Annotated in this window: 18 protein-coding genes and 1 pseudogene; 13 read left to right on the forward strand and 6 right to left on the reverse strand. The window is 64.6% G+C overall.

Annotated elements, in window-relative coordinates; all coding sequences use genetic code 11:
- Nucleotides 1-121: 121 nt before the first annotated feature.
- Nucleotides 122-1,042, reverse strand: coding sequence for a choline sulfate utilization transcriptional regulator (locus DFR48_RS18110; RefSeq protein ID WP_114364621.1), 921 nt, complete (start codon nt 1,040-1,042; stop codon nt 122-124).
- Between the two features lie 95 nt (nt 1,043-1,137).
- On the opposite strand from DFR48_RS18110, the pseudogene choX reads away from it, so the two are divergent.
- A pseudogene (gene choX / locus DFR48_RS18115) lies at nt 1,138-2,096 on the forward strand (choline ABC transporter substrate-binding protein).
- A 14-nt stretch (nt 2,097-2,110) separates the two neighbouring features.
- The gene (betC, locus tag DFR48_RS18120; protein WP_114364622.1) at nt 2,111-3,628 is read left to right on the forward strand and encodes a choline-sulfatase; all 1,518 of its coding nucleotides are present in this window, start codon (nt 2,111-2,113) and stop codon (nt 3,626-3,628) included.
- Nucleotides 3,629-3,817: 189 nt separating this feature from the next.
- Here the strand turns inward: betC and DFR48_RS18125 are convergent, their stop codons facing one another.
- The gene (locus DFR48_RS18125) at nt 3,818-4,528 is read right to left on the reverse strand and encodes a GntR family transcriptional regulator (RefSeq protein ID WP_114364623.1); all 711 of its coding nucleotides are present in this window, start codon (nt 4,526-4,528) and stop codon (nt 3,818-3,820) included.
- 252 nt (nt 4,529-4,780) lie between these two features.
- Between DFR48_RS18125 and DFR48_RS18130 the strand changes: the two genes are divergently transcribed.
- The 11 genes from DFR48_RS18130 (at nt 4,781) to DFR48_RS18180 (ending at nt 16,721) form a co-directional block, all read left to right on the forward strand.
- Entirely contained in the window at nt 4,781-5,878 is a 1,098-nt protein-coding gene (locus DFR48_RS18130; protein WP_114364624.1) for an ABC transporter ATP-binding protein, read from the forward strand.
- A gap of 31 nt (nt 5,879-5,909) precedes the next feature.
- Complete coding sequence (locus DFR48_RS18135; RefSeq protein WP_114364625.1) at nt 5,910-7,199, forward strand: ABC transporter substrate-binding protein; 1,290 nt, start codon at nt 5,910-5,912, stop codon at nt 7,197-7,199.
- Nucleotides 7,200-7,365: 166 nt separating this feature from the next.
- Nucleotides 7,366-8,271 (forward strand): ABC transporter permease, encoded by a 906-nt coding sequence (locus DFR48_RS18140; protein WP_114364626.1) that lies wholly within the window; start codon nt 7,366-7,368, stop codon nt 8,269-8,271.
- A gap of 1 nt (nt 8,272) precedes the next feature.
- A complete protein-coding gene (locus tag DFR48_RS18145) occupies nt 8,273-9,091 on the forward strand; it encodes an ABC transporter permease (protein ID WP_114364627.1) in 819 nt (272 codons plus the stop codon).
- Nucleotides 9,092-9,104: 13 nt separating this feature from the next.
- Complete coding sequence (locus DFR48_RS18150) at nt 9,105-9,848, forward strand: aspartate/glutamate racemase family protein (RefSeq protein ID WP_114364628.1); 744 nt, start codon at nt 9,105-9,107, stop codon at nt 9,846-9,848.
- Complete coding sequence (locus DFR48_RS18155) at nt 9,848-10,690, forward strand: GNAT family N-acetyltransferase (RefSeq protein ID WP_114364629.1); 843 nt, start codon at nt 9,848-9,850, stop codon at nt 10,688-10,690. The genes DFR48_RS18150 and DFR48_RS18155 overlap by 1 nt, the downstream gene beginning before the upstream one ends.
- 359 nt (nt 10,691-11,049) lie before the next feature.
- Nucleotides 11,050-11,979, forward strand: coding sequence for a sugar ABC transporter substrate-binding protein (locus DFR48_RS18160; protein WP_114364630.1), 930 nt, complete (start codon nt 11,050-11,052; stop codon nt 11,977-11,979).
- A gap of 68 nt (nt 11,980-12,047) precedes the next feature.
- Nucleotides 12,048-13,586, forward strand: a complete 1,539-nt coding sequence (locus tag DFR48_RS18165) for a sugar ABC transporter ATP-binding protein (protein WP_114364631.1) — start codon at nt 12,048-12,050, stop codon at nt 13,584-13,586.
- Between the two features lie 30 nt (nt 13,587-13,616).
- Nucleotides 13,617-14,645 carry an ABC transporter permease gene (locus DFR48_RS18170; RefSeq protein WP_114364632.1) on the forward strand — a complete coding sequence of 343 codons (1,029 nt, stop codon included), beginning with the start codon at nt 13,617-13,619 and terminating at the stop codon, nt 14,643-14,645.
- 190 nt (nt 14,646-14,835) lie between these two features.
- Nucleotides 14,836-15,279, forward strand: coding sequence for an archease (locus tag DFR48_RS18175; protein ID WP_210206014.1), 444 nt, complete (start codon nt 14,836-14,838; stop codon nt 15,277-15,279).
- Nucleotides 15,280-15,290: 11 nt separating this feature from the next.
- Nucleotides 15,291-16,721 carry an RtcB family protein gene (locus tag DFR48_RS18180; RefSeq protein ID WP_114364633.1) on the forward strand — a complete coding sequence of 477 codons (1,431 nt, stop codon included), beginning with the start codon at nt 15,291-15,293 and terminating at the stop codon, nt 16,719-16,721.
- 34 nt (nt 16,722-16,755) lie between these two features.
- Here the strand turns inward: DFR48_RS18180 and DFR48_RS18185 are convergent, their stop codons facing one another.
- Genes DFR48_RS18185 through iolE form a run of 4 tightly spaced genes read right to left on the reverse strand, consistent with a single transcriptional unit; the run spans nt 16,756 to nt 19,866 of the window.
- A complete protein-coding gene (locus DFR48_RS18185; RefSeq protein ID WP_114364634.1) occupies nt 16,756-17,868 on the reverse strand; it encodes a Gfo/Idh/MocA family protein in 1,113 nt (370 codons plus the stop codon).
- Between the two features lie 38 nt (nt 17,869-17,906).
- Nucleotides 17,907-18,722, reverse strand: coding sequence for a 5-deoxy-glucuronate isomerase (iolB, locus tag DFR48_RS18190; protein WP_114364635.1), 816 nt, complete (start codon nt 18,720-18,722; stop codon nt 17,907-17,909).
- Entirely contained in the window at nt 18,719-18,964 is a 246-nt protein-coding gene (locus DFR48_RS18195; protein ID WP_114364636.1) for a hypothetical protein, read from the reverse strand. The genes iolB and DFR48_RS18195 overlap by 4 nt, the downstream gene beginning before the upstream one ends.
- Entirely contained in the window at nt 18,961-19,866 is a 906-nt protein-coding gene (gene iolE / locus DFR48_RS18200) for a myo-inosose-2 dehydratase (protein ID WP_114364637.1), read from the reverse strand. Before iolE ends, DFR48_RS18195 begins: the two co-directional genes overlap by 4 nt.
- Nucleotides 19,867-19,868 lie beyond the last annotated feature (2 nt).

A 19,868-nucleotide genomic window follows, 5' to 3' on the forward strand; every position in this document is an offset into this window, starting at 1 on the left:
ACCGGCGGCGGAGCTTTGGGATTTTTGACAATCTGGCGGAGCCACGGACCGTCACCGGTCTTTCCCGTGGCAGTGGACGCCAGCCGGGCGAAGGAGGCCGAGATGCGAGCAGCCGTTACCCTCAGACGCCGGCACACCAGCCATTGTCCTTTGCCTCGCTCACCAGCCACCTCGCCAGCCATTCGACATGACGGCCGGGCTGGTCCGGCTGCATCAGCCAGTAGCCGCGCCCCGGCGCCTGGAGCGTCGGTCCGGCGGCTCGGAGAACGCCCGACATCATGGAGGCATCGACGAGGCCCTCCCATCCGATGGCAATGCCCTGACCCGCAATCGCGGCCTGCACGACGAGAGAATAGGTGTTGAAGGTCAGGTCGACATGACCGGCCTGCGCCTCCCTCTTCGCGCCAAAATGCGACAGATAGGTCGTCCATTCGAACCATGGCGCCTGCGAAGGACTGTCGAGATGGATCAGCGTCGATCGCGCGAGCGAGGACGGCTCGTCGAACGGTCCGTTCCTCTCGGCAAACGCGGGCGTGCACACCGGCGTGACGACCTCCGGCACGAGCAGGACGGCGTCCGCCTTCATCTCGCTCTTGCCTCCGAAGACGACGGCAATCTCGTTTTCGCCGAGGCGGGCCTGCTGGAACCGCTGCGTCGCGACGATCTGGATGTCCAGCTCGGGATGGAGCCGCCGAACCGCCTGCATCCGCGGCATCAGCCAGAGCGAGGAGAAGGCATAGTCGGTCAGCAGCCGGATCGTGGCGCGGTCGCGCTCGACGTGAAATCCGCGCACCGCGTCGTCGATGTCTCCGACCGCCCGCCGGGCGATTTCGTAAAGAGCCCGCCCCGCCGGCGTGAGTTCGACACCACGGTGAACGCGCTCGAAGAGCGCGACCCCGACGTCCTCCTCGGCGCGCCGGATGTGATAGCTGATCGCCGGTTGCGACATGTTCAGCACGTTTGCCGCCGCGGTCAGACTGCCCTGTCTCGTCGCCTCGACGAACACACGCATCCAGCCGAGGTCAACCGGTCGCCTTCGCATCGAAAATCCTTATGGCAAGCATCGAGAAAGCCCATCTTCACGAGGAGAGAAAATAGACCCACGAATACGAAAATCAAATAACAAGGGGAATGAAAATGAGGAAGAATCCTGTCGCTGCCGGCGTCACGCTGGCGATCCTTGTCTCGGTTTCCGTCGCGGGGACAGCCCGTGCCGGTGAAGACGAGGCCTGCAAGACCATCCGGATGTCGGATCCCGGCTGGACCGACATCACCGCGACGAACGGCGTCGCCGGCGTCCTGCTCTCGGGCCTCGGCTACGAAGCCGAGGTCAAGACGCTTTCGGTGCCGATCGGCTACGAGGCGATGAAGAACAAGGAGATCGACGTCTTCCTCGGCAACTGGATGCCGGCGCAGAAGGCGTTCATCGACGATCTGAAGAAGGCCGATGCCATCGAGATCGTCGGCCGGAACCTCGAGGGCGCGAAATTCACGCTTGCCGTGCCGTCCTACGTCGCCGCCGAGGGCGTCAAGGACTTTTCCGACCTTCAGAAGCACGCCGGCGAATTCGACCGGTCGATCTACGGCATCGAGCCGGGCGCTCCTGCCAACGGCAATATCCAGAAGATGATCGATGCCGGCGAGTTCGGGCTCAGCGGCTGGAAGCTCGTCGAGTCGAGCGAACAGGCGATGCTGGCCCAGGTGGAGCGGGCCGCCGAGAAGAAGGCGGCGATCGTCTTCCTCGCCTGGGCGCCGCATCCGATGAACAACCAGTTCGAACTCACCTATCTCTCCGGCGGAGACGCCTATTTCGGCCCGAATTACGGCGGGGCCGAGGTCTACACGCTGGCGCGGACCGGCTGGACGGAGATGTGCCCCAACGCCGCACGTTTCTTCAAACAACTCACCTTCGACATCGGCATGGAAAATACCCTGATGGGGAAGATCCTCGGCGGCGAGGAGCCGAAGGCAGCGGCCACCGCCTGGCTGAAGGAGAACCCGCAGTCCCTCGGCCCCTGGCTTGACGGCGTGACGACGTGACGACGTTCGACGGCGCTCCGGGCCTCGAGGCCGTCAAGGCGTCCCTCGGGCTCTGAGCAGGAAAGACATCATGGCGCGACCGAACATTCTCGTCCTCATGGTGGATCAGCTGAACGGAACGCTGTTTCCGGACGGTCCCGCCGACTTCCTGCACGCGCCGAACCTGAAGGCTCTGGCGGAACGCTCCGTGCGCTTCGCCAACACCTATACGGCAAGCCCGCTCTGCGCGCCGGCGCGGGCATCCTTCATGTCGGGCCAGCTGCCGAGCCGCACGCGCGTCTACGACAATGCGGCCGAGTTTGCCTCCGACATTCCGACCTTTGCCCATCATCTCCGGGCGGCGGGTTACCAGACCTGCCTTTCGGGGAAGATGCATTTCGTCGGACCCGACCAGCTCCACGGCTTCGAGGAGAGGCTGACGACGGACATCTACCCGGCCGACTTCGGCTGGACGCCCGACTATCGGAAGCCCGGCGAGCGGATCGACTGGTGGTATCACAATCTCGGCTCCGTCACCGGGGCCGGGACGGCCGAGATCACCAACCAGATGGAATATGATGACGAGGTCGCCTATCACGCGACCCGCAAGCTCTACGATCTCGCACGCGGCAACGACGGCCGTCCGTGGTGCCTGACGGTGAGCTTCACCCACCCGCACGATCCTTACGTCGCCCGCAAGCGCTTCTGGGATATCTACGAGGATTGCCCGGCGCTCGACCCGAAGGTCGGCGCCATCTCCTTCGACGAACAGGATCCCCATTCGCAACGTCTCCTCGTCGCCTGTGACCACGACGCGTTCGAGATTACCGACGAGGATGTGCGGCGCGCGCGCCGCGGCTACTTCGCCAACATCACCTATGTCGACGAGAAGATCGGCGAGATCATCGACGTGCTGGAGCGGACCGGCATGGATCGGGATACCGTCATCCTGTTCGTCTCCGATCACGGCGACATGCTCGGGGAACGCGGTCTCTGGTTCAAGATGAGCTTCTTCGAAGGATCGGCGCGCGTGCCGCTGATGATATCGGCCGCCGGCTGGGAGCCCGCCCTCGTCGAAACGCCCGTCTCGACGCTCGACGTCACCCCGACCATCGCGGCGTTGGCCGGCATCGATATCGCGTCCGTGCGCCCCTGGACCGACGGCGAGGACCTCGGTCCCGTCGTCCAAGGCGAAAGAAGCCGTGGGCCCGTGCCGATGGAATATGCCGCCGAAGGCTCCGAGGCGCCGCTCGTCGGGCTCCGGGCCGGCGCCTTCAAGCTGACGCTCTGCGAGAAGGACCCACCGCTTCTCTTCGATGTCGAGGCGGACCCTGACGAGATGCGGAACCTCGCCGCGGACCCGCGTCACGGCGAAACGCTCGCCGGCCTGACCGCCGAATGCGGGAAGCGCTGGAACCTTCGGGCCTTCGACGCCGCGGTCCGCGAAAGCCAGGCGCGGCGATGGGTCGTCTACACCGCCCTGCGCAACGGCTCCTACTATCCCTGGGACTACCAGCCGCTGCAGAAGGCTTCGGAGCGCTACATGCGCAACCACATGGATCTCAACGTGCTGGAGGAAAGGCAGCGGTTCCCGCACACATCGCCGTGACGGGTTGCCGGCTCACCCCGCCATCGGCGGGGCGGGCGACCTGTCCGGCGGAAGGTTCAGCCGAAGGCGCCGAGTATCCGGCCAAGTTGCATTTCGTCGCGGGTGCGCGCACGTCTCGATTTTTTCGCGGAAAGGGGAAGGGTTTCGTGAGTCATGTTCCAACAAGCGACGTCAACGCCGCGAGAAGGCTCAGATGCCGAGCGCGTCGCGCAGCGCAAGTCCCTCCGGGGTGCGGAAATCGAGATCGGCCTCGATGTGGTCGATGTGATGCAGCATCAGATGCGCCGCCTTCTCCCCGTCGCGCCGCTCCAGGGCGTCGAGGATGTCGGCGTGCTCGTTGTGTCCGCAGCTCGAAACCCCGGTGCGTCCGTAAAGGGCGATGACCAGCGAGGAACGCGCGATCAGTTCCTCCATGAAGCGCTTGAGGATCTGGTTTCCGGAAATCGAGGCCACCATCAGATGAAAATCACCGGAGGCCTTGATCTCCGCCCGGCGGGCGGCGGGGCCACGCTCGTTCATATGGGCGGTTTCGTCCTCGAGATGCCGCCGGAAATGCTCGACATCCCCGGAAGTGATGCGCGCGGCGGCGGCAATCGCGATCCCCGGTTCGATCAGCCGGCGCGAGGCGAAGACCTGACGGGCCTCTTCCGGCGACGGGCTGGAGACGAAGGCGCCGCGATTGCGCTCCATTTTCACCAGTCCCTCGAAGGCGAGCATCTGCAGCGCAGCCCGTGCGACCGTCCGGCTCGCGTCGAACAGGGCGCCAACCTCGCTCTCGGTCAGCTTGGTGCCCGGCGCAAGACGCCTGTCGATAATCGCGCTCCTCAGCGACTCCCGGATCGCCGCCGACCGGTCGTCCTGGGCACTCTCGATCGCACCCGTCTTTTCCGTTACATCCATGGCCTGTGTCCCGCTTCGCATTTCGCCCCAGACTAGCTGATCCGACAGTGAATGCAAAGACCGCACAAGATTGTGTACAATCTGCCCATAAGATCGCCACCATTCGCCCAGAATCTGCGCACAGCGTCCGGCCGGCGGCGCGAGATGCGACAATCAAGACGGAATAGTCTTTCCGTTTCAATCAGTTGAGGCACCCCACCACGAACTGGCACGCACGATGCATGCTCTCTTGCAGACCTGGAGAGGGCGTGCATGAGCAAAGCGGCAGACATAGACATCGCATCGATCACCAAGATCTACGGCACCACCACGGCCGTGGATGCCGTCAGCCTGAAAATCCGTGCCGGCACCTATTGCTGCCTGCTCGGCCCTTCGGGATGCGGCAAGACCTCGACGCTGCGCATGATCGCCGGCCACGAGACGGTCACCAGCGGCGACATCCTGCTCGGCAACACGATGGTGACCGACCTGCCGCCCGCCCGCCGCGGGACGGCGATGATGTTCCAGTCCTACGCGCTCTTTCCCCATCTCGATCTCGTCGACAACGTCGCCTTCAGCCTCAAGATGAAGGGGATGGGGCGGGAGGCACGCCGCGCGAAGGCGCTGGAGATGCTCGCGCTCATGCAGCTCGAACCGTATGCGGGGCGCAAGCCGGCGCAGCTCTCGGGCGGCCAGCAGCAGCGCGTGGCGCTCGCCCGCGCCCTGATCACCGATCCGGCGGTGTTGCTTCTCGACGAACCGCTTTCGGCGCTCGACCCCTTCCTCAAGGTGCGCATGCGCGCGGAACTGAAGAAGCTGCAGGCCTCGCTCGGCATCACCTTCGTCCACGTCACCCACAGCCAGGAAGAAGCGATGGCGCTCGCCGACCTCATCGTGGTGATGAACGAGGGCCGGATCGAACAGGCCGCGCCGCCGCGCACCGTCTTCGAGCAGCCCGCGACCGCGTTCGTCGCCCGCTTCATGGGCGATCATAACGTGATTTCCGGCCGCGTCGTCGCCTCCGATCCCTCGGGACCGGTAATCGAGGTGCCGAACGGCGGCCGCTTCCACGCAAATGGACCGGCGACGGAAATCGGAGCGCCGGCCGACATTGCGGTCCGCACCGACCGTATCCGCCTCGGCGATCCGATCGCGGAGGGCTACGGCTTCCAGGGGATCGTCGGCAACATCGAATATCTCGGCGCGACCGTACGGCTTTCGATCACCGGGGCCGGCCTCGATGAATTCACCGTGGTGGCGCGGGATACCGATTTCTTCACCCGCCAGCCGAAGGTCGGCGAGGCCGTTCCGCTCTCCTGGGACCCGGGCGACGTGATCGTCCTCGGCCGCCCGCAACACCGCAATCCCTGAGCAACCAAAAAACCACAGAGGAGAACTGCGCATGACCGAAACCAATACCAAGAAGACGGGCATCACCCGCCGCAACCTGCTCAAGACCGCCTCCGCCGCGGCCGGTCTCGCCGCCGGCTCCGGCGCCATCACCGGCTTTCCCACCATCTGGGCGCAGAACCCGATCACGCTGCGCCAGTTCGGGACGGGCGTATCGAACATCAATGCCATCGCCGAGAAGTGCAAGGCCGACCTCGGCATCACGCTCGAAATGACGGCGACGGATTCGGACGCCGCCGCCCAGCGCGCCGTCACCCAGCCGAACTCCTACGACATCGCCGACATCGAATACTGGATCCTGAAGAAGGTCTATCCGACCGGCGTGATCCAGCCGATGGAGACGAAGAAGCTCAAGTATTACGACAAGGTCGTGCCGCTCTTCAAAACCGGCAAGCTCCTGCCCGACAGCGTGATCGCGCAAGGCACCGCGCCGCACACCGTCGGCTATGTCGAAAGCAAGGACGCAAAGACCTTTGCCAAGGGCGAGACCGAATTCTTCACGATGATGCCGACGATCTACAATGCCGACACGCTCGGCATCCGTCCGGACCTCGTCGGCCGCGAGATCACCACCTGGGCCGACATCATGGATCCGGCCTTCAAGGGCAAGACCTCGATCCTCAACATCCCGTCGATCGGCATCATGGATGCGGCGATGATCTGCGAAGCCATGGGCATCATCAAATATGCCGACAAGGGCAACATGACGAAGGCCGAGATCGACACCACGATCGACTTCCTGATCAAGGCCAAGCAGGCCGGCCAGTTCCGCGCCTTCTGGAAATCGTTCGACGAGTCCGTCAACCTGATGGCATCCGGCGAAGTCGTCATCCAGTCGATGTGGTCGCCGGCCGTGGCCGCCGTCCGCTCGAAGGGCATCGCCTGCAAGTATCAGCCGCTCAAGGAAGGCTACCGCTCGTGGGGCGGCGGTCTCGGCCTCGCCTCGCACCTTTCGGGCGCGCAGCTCGACGCGGCCTACGAATACATCAACTGGTACACGTCCGGCTGGGTCGGCGGCTATCTCAACCGCCAGGGCTACTATTCCGCCTGCATGGAAACCGCCAAGGAATTCATGTCCGCCGACGAATGGGGCTACTGGATCGAGGGCAAGCCGGCGACCGGTGACATCATGTCCCCGGAAGGCAAGGTCATGGAAAAGGCCGGGGCTGTCCGCGACGGTGGCTCGTTCGAAGAGCGCATGGGCAAGGTCGCCTGCTGGAACTCGGTCATGGACGAGGACCGCTACATGGTCCGTCGCTGGAACGAGTTCATCGCGGCGTAAAGGGAACACCCCTCCCCAACCCCTCCCCACAAGGGGGAGGGGCTTTTCCTCCACCGCCCGTGGAAGGTGAAAGATTTCGGCGTGGTTTCTCCCCCCTTGTGGGGGAGATGGCCGTCAGGCCAGAGGGGGTCTTTCATTCCATCGAAGTATAAGGGTGAGACGAGCTATGACCACAGTGCGATTCCTGGGTGTCGGCGAAGACAGACCCAAGCGCTCCATCCGCTTGCCGGCCTGGTTCGCCTCCTATCTGCAGGCCGCGCCGCTCGCGCTCATCCTCGGCGCCTTCCTTCTCGTTCCGATCGTCATGATCGGCGTCGTCAGCTTCTGGGACTACGACTTCGCCCAGATGTATCCGGATTTCGTCACCTTCAATTATTCGGAAACGCTCGGTTCCTGGGTGACCTGGAAGACCTATCTCAACACCATCAAGTTCGCGGCGATCGTCTGGGCGATCACCCTCTTCATCGGCTTCTGGGTCGCCTATTTCCTCGCCTTCCATGTTCGCAGCGCCGCCATCCAGACCGTGCTCTTCCTCGTTTGCACGGTGCCCTTCCTCACCTCGAACATCATCCGCATGATCTCGTGGATTCCGGTTCTCGGGCGAAACGGGCTGATCAACAGTACCCTCGTTTCCTCGGGCATCGTTGCCGAACCGGTGGAATGGCTCCTCTATTCCGATTTCGCCGTCGTGCTCGCCATGGTGCATCTCTACACGCTGTTCATGGTGACGCCGATCTTCAACACCATGATGCGCATCGACCGGTCCCTTCTCGAGGCGGCGCGTGACGCCGGCGCATCCGGCTGGCAGACGCTGGCGAACGTGGTCATCCCGCTCGCCAAACCCGGCATGGCGATCGGCACGATCTTCGTCGTCACGCTGGTGATGGCCGATTTCTCGACCGTTCAGGTGATGTCCGGCGGCCAGAGCGCGTCGGTTGCCCTCATGATGAAGAACCAGATGTCGCTGCTGCAATATCCGGCGGCCGCCGCGAATGCGGTCGTCCTGCTCGTCCTCGTTCTCCTGATGGTCGCAGCGATCCTGCGCGTCGTCGACATCCGCAAGGAGCTCTGACATGTACCGGGAAAAGCGTTCGCGCGAATTCTACGTCCTCGCCGCCTTCTTCGCCCTCTTCGTGCTCTTCCTCTACGGTCCGCTCTCGGCGATCCTCATCCTCTCCTTCCAGGGTCCGAACGGCGGCCTCACCTTCCCGCTCAACGGCATATCGCTTCACTGGTTCGTCAATCTCTTCGAGCAGCAGGCCGTCGGCGACTTCGGCGGCTCCTTCCGTCGCTCCCTCACACTCGGGTTGATGGTGATGGTGGTCACCGTCCTCGTCTCGCTGCTTGCGGGGCTCGCCTTCCGCCGCCGTTTCCTCGGTGCCTCGGCGCTCTTTTACCTTTCCGTCGCAAGCCTCGTCGTGCCGTCGATCATCATCTCGCTCGGGATCGGTGTTCTCTTCCAGCAGATCGGGCTGCAGCCGGCCTGGTATTCGTCGGCCTTCGGCGCGCACCTCACCTGGACGCTCCCCTTCGGCGTCCTGATCATGTTCGCCGTCTTCAACCGCTTCTCGCCCGCCTATGAAGAGGCCGCCCGCGACCTCGGGGCGAGCGCCTGGCAGACCTTCCGCCATGTCGTGCTGCCGATGATCGCACCCTCGCTTGTCGGCATCGGTCTCTTCGGCTTCAGCCTCTCCTATGACGAGTTCGCCCGATCGCTGATGACGTCGGGCACCTACAACACGCTGCCGCTCGAAATCTACGGCATGACCACCAACGTCACCACGCCAGTCCTCTACGCGCTCGGCACGGTGACCACCCTCTTCTCCTTCCTCGTGATCGGCGGGACGCTGGCGCTGATCTCCTTCATCAATCGCCGTCGTCGCGACGGTTGAGGTTTACCCGTTCATGCGCATCGCCGTCATCAATCCGAACACCACCGCCAGCATGACCGCGACCATCGGCGATGCCGCCCGTCGCGTCGCCAATCCCGCGACCGTCATCGATGCGATCACCTCTTCGATGGGGCCGGCTTCGATCGAGGGCTACTACGACGAGGCGCTCGCAGTGCCGGGGCTTCTGGTCGAAATCGCCAGGGCGGAAAGACAGGGCGCCGCGGCGGCGGTCATCGCCTGTTTCGACGACACAGGGCTCGACGCGGCGCGTGCGCTCGCCGCAATCCCGGTCATCGGCATCTGCGAGGCCGCCCTCGCCTCCACCGCCTTCATCGCCCAGCGCTTCTCGGTCGTCACCACCATGGAACGCTCGCGCATTCCCATCGAGGCGCTCGTCCACCGCTACGGAATGACGGGCCGCTGCAGGGTGCGCGCCGCGGACATCCCCGTGCTCTCGCTCGAAGACCCGCAATCGAACGCCCGCGACCGGCTGCGCAGCGAAATCGCGGCGGCACTGAAGGACGACCGGGCGGAGGCGATCGTGCTCGGCTGCGCCGGCATGGCTGATCTCTGCCTCGATCTCCGGCGCGAATTCTCCGTGCCGGTGGTCGATGGCGTCGCCGCCGCCGTCAAGCAGGCGGAGGCGCTGGTGGCCATGGGCTTGTCCACGGCAAAGCGAAGCGCTTATGCTCGGCCGGTCGACAAGCGATATGACGGGGCGATGGAGGCCTTTGCGCCGTCAGCCATGGGGGTGTGATGGATCAGCCGGGTGTCCAAGTCCGCGTTCTCGATGCAGCCGGAGTCGAACGCCTCATTGGCTGGGCGAACGACGAAGGCTGGAACCCCGGACTTGCCGACGCCGCCGCCTTCCGCGCAGCCGACCCCGACGGCTTCCTCGGCTGCTTTCTCGGCGATGAACTCGTCGCCGGCATATCCGCCGTCGCCTACGGGCAGGACTTCGGCTTTATCGGGCTCTACATCTGCCGCCCCGATCATCGCGGCAAAGGCTACGGCAAGCTGGTCTGGGATGCCGGCATGGCCCGTCTCGGCGACCGCACGATCGGGCTCGACGGCGTCCCGGCACAGCAGGCGAACTATGCCCGCATGGGCTTCGTCGCCGCCTACAACACGCTGCGCTGGAGCGGCCGCCCGACGCATCCGCAAGCGGGCGGCAATGTCGTTGCCGTCACCGGGGACCTCGTGCCGCAGGTCCTCGCCTATGATCGCCCCTTCTTTCCCGCGGAGCGGGACGGCTTCCTGCGGACGTGGCTCGAACACCCCCGCCATGCCCGCGCGGTGCTGCGGAACGGAAGCGTGCACGGCTATGCCGTCGTCCGGGAGTGTCACGACGGGTTCAAGATCGGGCCGCTCTTCGCCGACGGCCTCGAAGACGCCAAGGCGCTGGTCGCGGCTTGCGCGGCGGCCGCGGGCGGCGGCACCCTCCATATCGACGTCCCTGTCGTCCAGGAAGCTTTCGCCGAACACCTCTGGGCGCTCGGGTTCGAGGAAGGTTTCGCCACCAAGCGGATGTACCGGGGCCCGGCGCCGGACCTCGTCATGAACGGCATCTTCGGTATCACGACGCTCGAACTCGGCTGAAGGGCGGAAAGAAGAGCCGATGCCGGAGCGGCCTCGGCACGGCGTCGCAGGCTCTGCCCGTCAGCCATCGCTCGCGAATGACGCGGCAATGCTCCCAGCGAAATGGAACAGGAATTCCAGCGATCATCCGCGCCTGATGCTCCCTTTGCCACGATTCATCGGATTCTTTGTCGCAGGCCGGCTTTCGCCCGTTGACGGCCTCCGCAAAAAATGGAATAAATTATCTGCATTTTGACGCGCACGGTCTGTTTATTCCGTTTTGCATGTCGCGCGGGGAGCGCGGACCGAATGCACAGGGCCGGAAAATCCGGCTTCCGGCAGGAGCAAGGTGAAGCCGGGCACCACTGAGGAGGAAAGAAATGAAGAAGTATATTCTTGGCGCTGCGCTGTCCGTCCTGATGGGTACGGCCGCCCACGCGGAAACCATCGGCGTCTCCATGGCGCTGTTCGACGACAACTTCCTGACCGTCCTGCGCAACGGCATGTCCGACTATGCCAAGACGCTCGACGGCGTGACCCTGCAGATCGAAGACGCCCAGAACGACGTCGCCAAGCAGCAGAGCCAGATCCAGAACTTCATCGCCGCCGGCGTCGACGCCATCATCGTCAACCCGGTCGACACCGACGCGACCGCCGCAATGTCGAAGATCGCCGCCGATGCCGGCGTTGCGCTCGTCTATGTCAACCGCGAGCCGGTCAACGTCAACGAACTGCCGGACAAGCAGGCCTTCGTTGCCTCCAACGAAGCCGATTCCGGCACGCTCGAAGCCAAGGAAGTCTGCCGCCTGCTCGGTGGCCAGGGCAAGGCCGTCCTGATGATGGGCGAACTCTCCAACCAGGCCGCGCGCATGCGGACCCAGGACGTCCATGACGTCGTCGCCACCGACGAGTGCAAGGGCATCGAGATCGTCGAAGAACAGACCGCCAACTGGTCGCGCACCCAGGGCGCCGACCTGGTGACCAACTGGCTTTCCGCCGGCCTCGAGTTCAACGCCGTCATCGCCAACAACGACGAAATGGCGATCGGTGCGATCCAGGCGCTCAAGGCCGCCGGCAAGGACATGAAGGACTACGTGGTCGCCGGTGTCGACGCCACGCGGGACGCGCTTGCGGCCATGGAAGCGGGCGACCTCGACGCCACCGTGTTCCAGAACGCGGCCGGCCAGGGCAAGGGCTCCGTCGACGCCGCCCTCAAGCTCGCCAAGGGCGAAGCGGTTGAAAAGAAGGTCTACATTCCCTTCGAACTCGTCACTCCGGAAAACCTGAAGGACTATCAGGCGAAGAACTGATTTCGCCAGCGAGAGTGCGGGAATGCGGGTTCGCCCGCATTCCCGATGTTTAGGGAGGAGAAGTCGCGATGGTCAGTCCGTCCACCATGGCCGCCGTCCGAAAGAGCGGTGCGGTTCCGAACGCCGAGTATCTTCTGGCCGCCGAAGGGGTGCGCAAGGAATTTCCGGGCGTCGTCGCGCTGGACGACGTGTCCTTCCGCCTGAAGCGCGGCAGCGTTCACGCGCTGATGGGCGAAAACGGCGCCGGCAAGTCGACGCTCATGAAGATCCTCGCCGGCATCTACCAGCCCGACCAGGGAACGGTGCGGCTGAAAGGTGCCGAAATCGAGCTCAATTCGCCGCTCGACGCACTGGAAAACGGCATCGCCATGATCCATCAGGAACTGAACCTGATGTCCTACATGACGGTCGCCGAGAATATCTGGATCCGCCGCGAGCCGCTGAACCGGTTCGGCTTCATCGACCATGCCGAGATGAACCGCCGCACGGCTGCGCTCTTCAACCGCCTCAACATATCGATCCATCCCGAGACGCCGGTCGGGGAGCTTTCCGTCGCCAGCCGCCAGATGGTCGAGATCGCCAAAGCCGTCTCTTATGAATCCGACGTCCTCATCATGGACGAGCCGACCTCGGCACTCACCGACCGCGAGGTGGAACACCTCTTCCGGATCATCCGCGACCTGCGCGCGCAGGGGATCGGCATCGTCTACATCACCCACAAGATGAACGAGCTCTTCGAGATCGCCGACGAGTTCTCCGTCTTCCGCGACGGCAAGTATATCGGCACGCATGCGTCGAGCGACGTCACCCGCGACGACATCATCCGCATGATGGTCGGCCGCGAGATCACCCAGATGTTCCCGAAGGAGGACGTTCCCCTCGGCGAGGTCGTGCTGTCGGTGAAGAACCTGACGCTCGACGGCGTGTTCAAGGATGTTTCCTTCGACGTGCGCGCCGGCGAAATCCTCGGCGTCGCAGGCCTCGTCGGCTCGGGCCGGTCGAATGTCGCCGAGACGCTCTTCGGGGTGACGCCCGCCTCCTCCGGTGAGGTCTCGATCGACGGCAAGCGCGTCTCGATCGACAGCCCGACGGAAGCGATCCGCAACCGCATGGCCTTCCTGACCGAGGACCGCAAGGACACGGGCTGCCTGCTGATCCTCAGCGTTCTGGAGAACATGCAGCTCGCCGTGCTCCAGGACCGCTATGTCCAGAACGGCTTCGTTCAGCAGAGCGAACTTTCGGCCGACTGCGAGGAGATGTGCCGCAAGCTCCGGGTCAAGACCCCGAGCCTCGACGAGCGCATCGAGAACCTTTCGGGCGGCAACCAGCAGAAGGTGCTGATCGGCAGATGGATGCTGACGGACCCGCGCATCCTGATCCTCGACGAGCCGACCCGCGGGATCGACGTCGGCGCCAAGGCGGAAATCCACCGCCTGGTCACCGAGATGACCCGGAAGGGCGTCGCAGTCATCATGATTTCATCGGAAATGCCCGAGGTCCTCGGCATGAGCGACCGCATCATGGTGATGCACGAGGGACGCGTCACCGGCTTCCTCGACCGGGCGGAAGCCACACAGATCAAGGTCATGGACCTGGCGTCGCGCTGACGCCGTCCGGGGACCGACAGGGAGGTTAGAATGAACCAACAGACCGCGACCAAGAGCGATGTCGACCTGAAGACGGGGCAGCCGCGCACGCGCCGGATGCCGCCGGAAGCCAACATCTTCCTGGTGCTGATCGGCATCGCGCTCGTCTTCGAACTGCTCGGCTGGCTCTTCGTCGGCCAGAGCTTCCTGATGAACCCGCAGCGCCTGACCATCATGATCCTGCAGGTGTCGGTGATCGGCATCATCTCCGTCGGCGTGACGCAGGTCATCATCACCGGCGGTATCGACCTCTCCTCGGGCTCGGTCGTCGGGATGACGGCGATGTTCACTGCGAGCCTCGCCCAGTCCTCCACCTGGTCGCGCGCACTCTATCCGAGCCTCACCGACATGCCCTTCTTCATTCCGATCGGCGTCGGCATCCTGATCGGGCTTCTGGCCGGCTTCATCAACGGCCAATTGATCGCCAGAACGAAGATCCCGCCCTTCATCGCCACCCTCGGCATGATGGTGACGGCGCGCGGCATTTCGAAGTGGTACACCAAGGGCCAGCCGGTTTCGGGTCTTACCGACCAGTTCAACTTCATCGGTACGGGCGTCTGGCCGGTCATCGTCTTCCTCGTCGTCGCGCTGATCTTCCACATCGCGCTGCGCTACACCCGCTACGGCAAGTTCACCTATGCGATCGGCGCCAATGTGCAGGCAGCCCGCGTCTCCGGCATCAACGTCGAGAGGCACCTGGTCAAGGTCTATGCGATCGCCGGCATGCTGGCGGGCCTCGCAGGCGTCGTCACCGCCGCCCGCGCCCAGACCGCGCAGGCCGGTATGGGCGTGATGTACGAGCTCGACGCGATCGCGGCGGCCGTCATCGGCGGCACCTCGCTCTCGGGCGGCGCCGGTCGCATCACCGGCACGGTGATCGGCACCATCATCCTCGGGGTGATGACCTCCGGCTTCACCTTCCTGCGCGTCGACGCCTACTACCAGGAAATCATCAAGGGCATGATCATCGTCGCCGCGGTCGTGGCCGACGTCTATCGCCAGAAGAAGCGCAAGGTCTGACGAACTCCTCCCCGTCAAACCGACTGGCGGCGCCACGGCGCCGCCTTTTGTTTTTGCGTCCGTTTCGCAGAGGTCGACGTTTGACGGACATCAATGCGCGAAGGTAGGAACCGTCGTTTATTTTTGATAGAGCTAATAGAAGGAATGTGCAGGTCACGGGGTCGGGTGTCGATCCGGCCGGGAGGCGGCGATGGAAGGGCATGGGCAGAAGACCGGGCCGGCCCGCATGTGGGAACTCTTCCCGCATGACGCGGACGTCGGCGTGCGCGGTTTCGGCGCGACCCCGGCAGAAGCCTTCCAACAGGCGGCCCTTGCGCTGACGGCGGCTGTGACAGACGAACCGGTCGAAGCCAGAACCATAGTCGAGGTCGAATGCAGGGCGCCGGCCCTCGATCTGCTCTTCGTGGAGTGGCTCAACGCCATCATCTACGAAATGGCGGTCCGTCGAATGCTCTTCGGCCGCTTCGAGGTCAGGATCGACGGAGACATGCTGAACGGCACGCTCTGGGGCGAACCGGTCGACGTGCTGCGGCATGTGCCGGCGGCGGAACCCAAGGGTGCGACCTACGGCGAGTTGCAGGTGGAACAGGCCGCTGATGGCAGCTGGTCGGCCGCCTGCATCGTCGATGTCTGAGGGAGGTGACGATGGACCCGGCACGTTTCACCCAAGTTGACCCGTTCACATGGCGCATCGAGCCGACGGGCACCATGCGCGTGCCGGCGATCATCTATGCCGACGAGGCGCTGATCGAGGGGATGGACGAGAAGGTCTATCTGCAGGCCTCGAACGTCGCATCGCTGCCGGGCATCGTCGGAGCCTCCTACGCCATGCCGGATGCCCATTGGGGCTACGGTTTCCCGATCGGCGGGGTCGCCGCCTTCGATGCCGATCACGGCGGCATCGTTTCGGCGGGCGGCGTCGGGTTCGATATCTCCTGCGGCGTGCGCACCATGCTGACCGGCATTCCCGTCCAAGACCTGAAACGGGTCGCGCATGGCCTTGCTCAGGCGCTCTACCGCGACATCCCGGCCGGTGTCGGCAGTGAAAGCACGATCAGCCTCGACGACATCGAGATGGACGACATGCTGCGGGGCGGTGCGCGCTGGGCGGTCGACAGGGGCTGGGGCGAGGAACGCGATCTCGAACGTATCGAGGAAGACGGCCGCATGGCCGGCGCCCGGCCGGAATTCGTCTCCAACCGTGCCAAGGAACGACAGCGCCGCGAGATGGGAACGCTGGGCTCCGGCAACCACTATCTCGAAGTGCAGGCGATCGACGAGATCTACGACCCGGAAGCGGCACGCATCTTCGGACTGCAGGTCGGTGAGGTCGTCGTCACCATCCATTGCGGTTCGCGCGGCCTCGGCCACCAGATCGGCAGCGACTTCCTGCTCGAAATGGTCGGCGCGGCGAAGGAGGCCGGCATCATCCTGCCGGACAAGGAACTCGCCTGCGCACCGATCAACTCGGACGCGGGCCGGCGCTACCTCGGCGCCATGCGCGCCGGCATCAACTGCGCGCTCGCCAATCGCGAGATCCTCGGCCATTTCACGCGGAGGGTCTTCCGGCATTTCTTCCCCGGCAACGAACTCACACTGCTCTTCGACGTGTCGCACAACACCTGCAAGGTCGAGGAGCACGAGGTCGACGGCAGGCGCCGCAGCCTGCATGTCCACCGCAAGGGCGCGACACGAGCCCTCGGCCCGGGCCATCCCGACCTGCCTGAAGCACTGAAGGCGGTGGGTCAGCCGGTGCTGATCGGCGGCAGCATGGGCACCAATTCCTATGTGCTGGCCGGCCTTGCGACGAGCGAAGAAAAGTCCTTCTCCTCCGCCTGCCACGGCGCCGGGCGGGCCATGTCGCGCCATGCGGCGGTCAAACAGTGGGGCGGCCGCCAGGTGGTCGACGAGCTGGCCCACCGCGGCATCATCATTTGCAGCCCTTCGATGCGTGGGGTCGCGGAAGAAGCGCCCGGAGCCTACAAGGACGTGGGCGCCGTGGTCGTGGCCGCCGAGAAGGCCGGCCTTGCCCGCCGCGTGGCGAAGCTTTCCCCGCTTGTCTGCATCAAGGGGTGAGCCGTCGCGCGAAGACATCTTCCGACAGTGGACGTCAGACCGCGACCCAGCGCCGCTCGGCGAAGGAGCGCGCCATGGCGTGGACGGACTGCTCGATGCGCAAACCGTCCTCGAAGTCGATCACATGCGCCTTGTCACCGCCGATCGCGGCAATCAGTTCGCGGCATTCGATGACCTTGAGATCATTGAAGCCGAGGCCATGGCCGGGGGCGGGAACAAAGCGGTCATAGGGCGGATGGTGGGGTGCCGCGAGCACGGTGCGGAACCCCTGTTCCTCGGCACGGCCGCTTGCCTGATAGATCTGAAACTCGTTCATCCGCTCCTGGTCGAAGAGGATCGAGCCTGCCGAACCGAAGACCTGAAGCGCGATGCGCCCCTTGCGGCCCCAAGCTGAGCGGTTCGCCATCAGCACCGCCGAGATGCCGCCCTCGAGCGTCATCAGCACGCTTGCGACATCGTGGTTCTCCACGGCCCGGTTTCCGCCCTCCTTCAGCGGCCGCTCCGCATAGGGTTTCACGAGGTCGGCGACGACGGTCTCGACATGGCCGAAAAGCGTGAGGAGCAGCGAAAGCGGATGAACGGCGAAATCGTCGAGCGCGCCGTAGCCGGAGGCCGCCTCGCTCTTCCAGTAGAAGGGCACGAAGGGGTCGGCCATGAAATCCTCGTCCATCTCGACGCGGACGTGGTTGACGGTGCCGATCGCGCCCTCGTCGATCAGCCGCCGGATATGGCGGATCATCGGGTTCTGGATGTAGTTGTAGCCCATGACGGCGGTGCGGCCGGCTCGTGCCGCCGCGTCGCGCATGCGGACCGCATCGGCATAGGCGGGCGCCATCGGTTTCTCGCACCAGACATGCTTGCCGGCGTCGAGGGCCGCAATTGCCATGTCCGCGTGGAAGGCGTTGGGCGTCGTCACCGAAATCACGTCGATTTCCGGATTGTCGAGGAGGTCGCGCCAATTGCCGGTCGCGGTCGCGAAGCCGAATTCGGCGGCCTTCTTCGCAGCAAGCTCGACGTTGATCTCGGCGAGCGCCACCAGCCGCGGCCGTGCCACGTCGCCGAAGACGCTCGCGACATTGTTCCACGCCAGCGCATGGCATTTGCCCATGTAACCGGTGCCGATCAGACCGATTCCGAGACCTCTCATGCCTTCCTCCCAGAAGCAGGATTTCGATGAACTGCAGGTCAGGCTTGCGGGTTGTCGCGCCTGAAGATCCAGTCGTGGTCCGGATGGTTCTTGAACCGCCATTTGCGGAGCGGTCCCGCCATGACGTTCAGGTAATACATCTCGTAGCCGTAGGGCGAACCGCAGGGATGATGGCCCTTCGGTACCAGGACGACGTCGCCGTCGGAGACCGCCATGGTCTCGTCGAGCGAACCGTCCTCGGTGAACACGCGCTGGAAGCCGAAGCCCTGGGCCGGGTTCAGACGGTGATAATAGGTCTCCTCGAGATAGGTCATCTCGGGATAGTTGTCCTCGTCGTGCCGGTGCGGCGGATAGGACGACCAGTTGCCGGACGGCGTGAAGACCTCGGTGACGAGCAGGCTGTCGGCGACGTCGCGATCTTCCATGGCGATCGGATAGATGTAGCGGGTGTTCGCCCCCTTGCCCCGTTCGGTGAGCGCGATGCCTTCCGGCCCGATCACCTGCGCCTCGCGGCCCGGCATGGCGGGTGCGGTGCAGACGGCGAGCGTGCAGTCGGTCGTCGCCGCAGCCGACCAGTCGCTGCCGGCCGGCACGTAGACGCAATGTGGCGGCTTGCGCTCGAAGACGTTCATGCGGTCGCCGAGCGCGCCGAAGGCCTTGCCGCCGCCCGAAACCTCGGCCTTGCCCTCGACCAGCACGAGGATCACTTCCGTCTCGCCGGTCTTCTCGGCGGCCCTTTCGCCGGCCTTCAGGCGGTAGAGCCCGAAGCCGACATAGCCCCAGCCCGCACTTTCCGGCGTGATGTCGTGAACCTTGCCGTTCGTGCCCTGCGGTTTGCGCAGAAGATCGCTCATGCCTCGTCTCCCTTGTCGGTTTCCCGGCTTTCGGCAGGCTTTTCGTCGGTCGACGGGGCCTTTGCGTCCGGCGACAGGAACAGCTGCCAGCCGGCATAGCCGGCCGCAGCGAGAAAGATGACCGCCCAGCCCGTCGCCCCGTTCGACCATTCGACCACGGCCCAGATCGCCGGAAGAACGACCGTGAGGATACGTAGCCAGAGCGGCCGGAAGAACGGATGCTGCGGGTCGAGAAATTTCACGCCGTCTCCTTGTCCAGGCCGGCGGTCTTCGCCATGGCCTTCAGCGATTTCAGTCCGAGGCTCTGGTATTCGAAGGGATTGCGGACGTCCGGGTCCTGCTCGGCTTCGATGACCAGCCATCCGTCGTAACCATGCTCGGCCGCAATCCGCAAGACCGGCGGGAAATCGACGCCGCCCTCGGCATCGCCCGGGACGGTGAAGACGCCGCGGCGCACACCTTCGAGGAAGGAGAGGTTCTCGTCACGGACCGCTTTCGCAACGACCGGACGAACGTTCTTGGCATGGATGTGGCCGACGCGGTGCATATACTTCTTCGCGACCCGTTCCGGGTTGCCGCCGCCGAACAGGCAGTGACCGGTGTCGAGGAGAAGATGGGCGTGCGGCCCGGTGTTCTCCATCAGCCGGTCGATCTCTTCCTCGCTCTCGACGATCGTCCCCATGTGATGGTGGTAGACGAGGGTGATGCCCTGCCCCGCGGCGTATTCCGCGAGTGCCTCGACCCCGGCGCCGAAGGTCTTCCAATCGGCGTCGGAGAGCTTCGGCCGGGCATTGACGGCCACCGCGTCATTGCCGTGGATGGCGTTCGAGGTCTCGCACACGATGATGACCTTGGAACCCATCGCCTTCAGGAGGTCGAGCGCCGGCTGCATCGCCGCCTTTTCCTCTTCGATCGAATTGGTCAGCAGGTTCAGCGAATGCCAGCCGGAGACGAAGCGCAGGCCCCGCGGCTCGAGCACCGCCTTGAGACCTGCCGGGTCGGTCGGGAACTTGTGGCCTTTCTCGATGCCGTCGAAGCCGATCTTCGCCGTCTCGTCCAGGCACTGGTCGAGGCTGATATGGGCGCCGAGCGTGCGGTCGTCGTCGTTGGACCAAGCGATCGGATTGGTTCCGTAGAGGATCATGT

This window comes from Ciceribacter lividus (genome assembly GCF_003337715.1).
In the GTDB taxonomy this organism is placed as follows: domain Bacteria; phylum Pseudomonadota; class Alphaproteobacteria; order Rhizobiales; family Rhizobiaceae; genus Allorhizobium; species Allorhizobium lividum.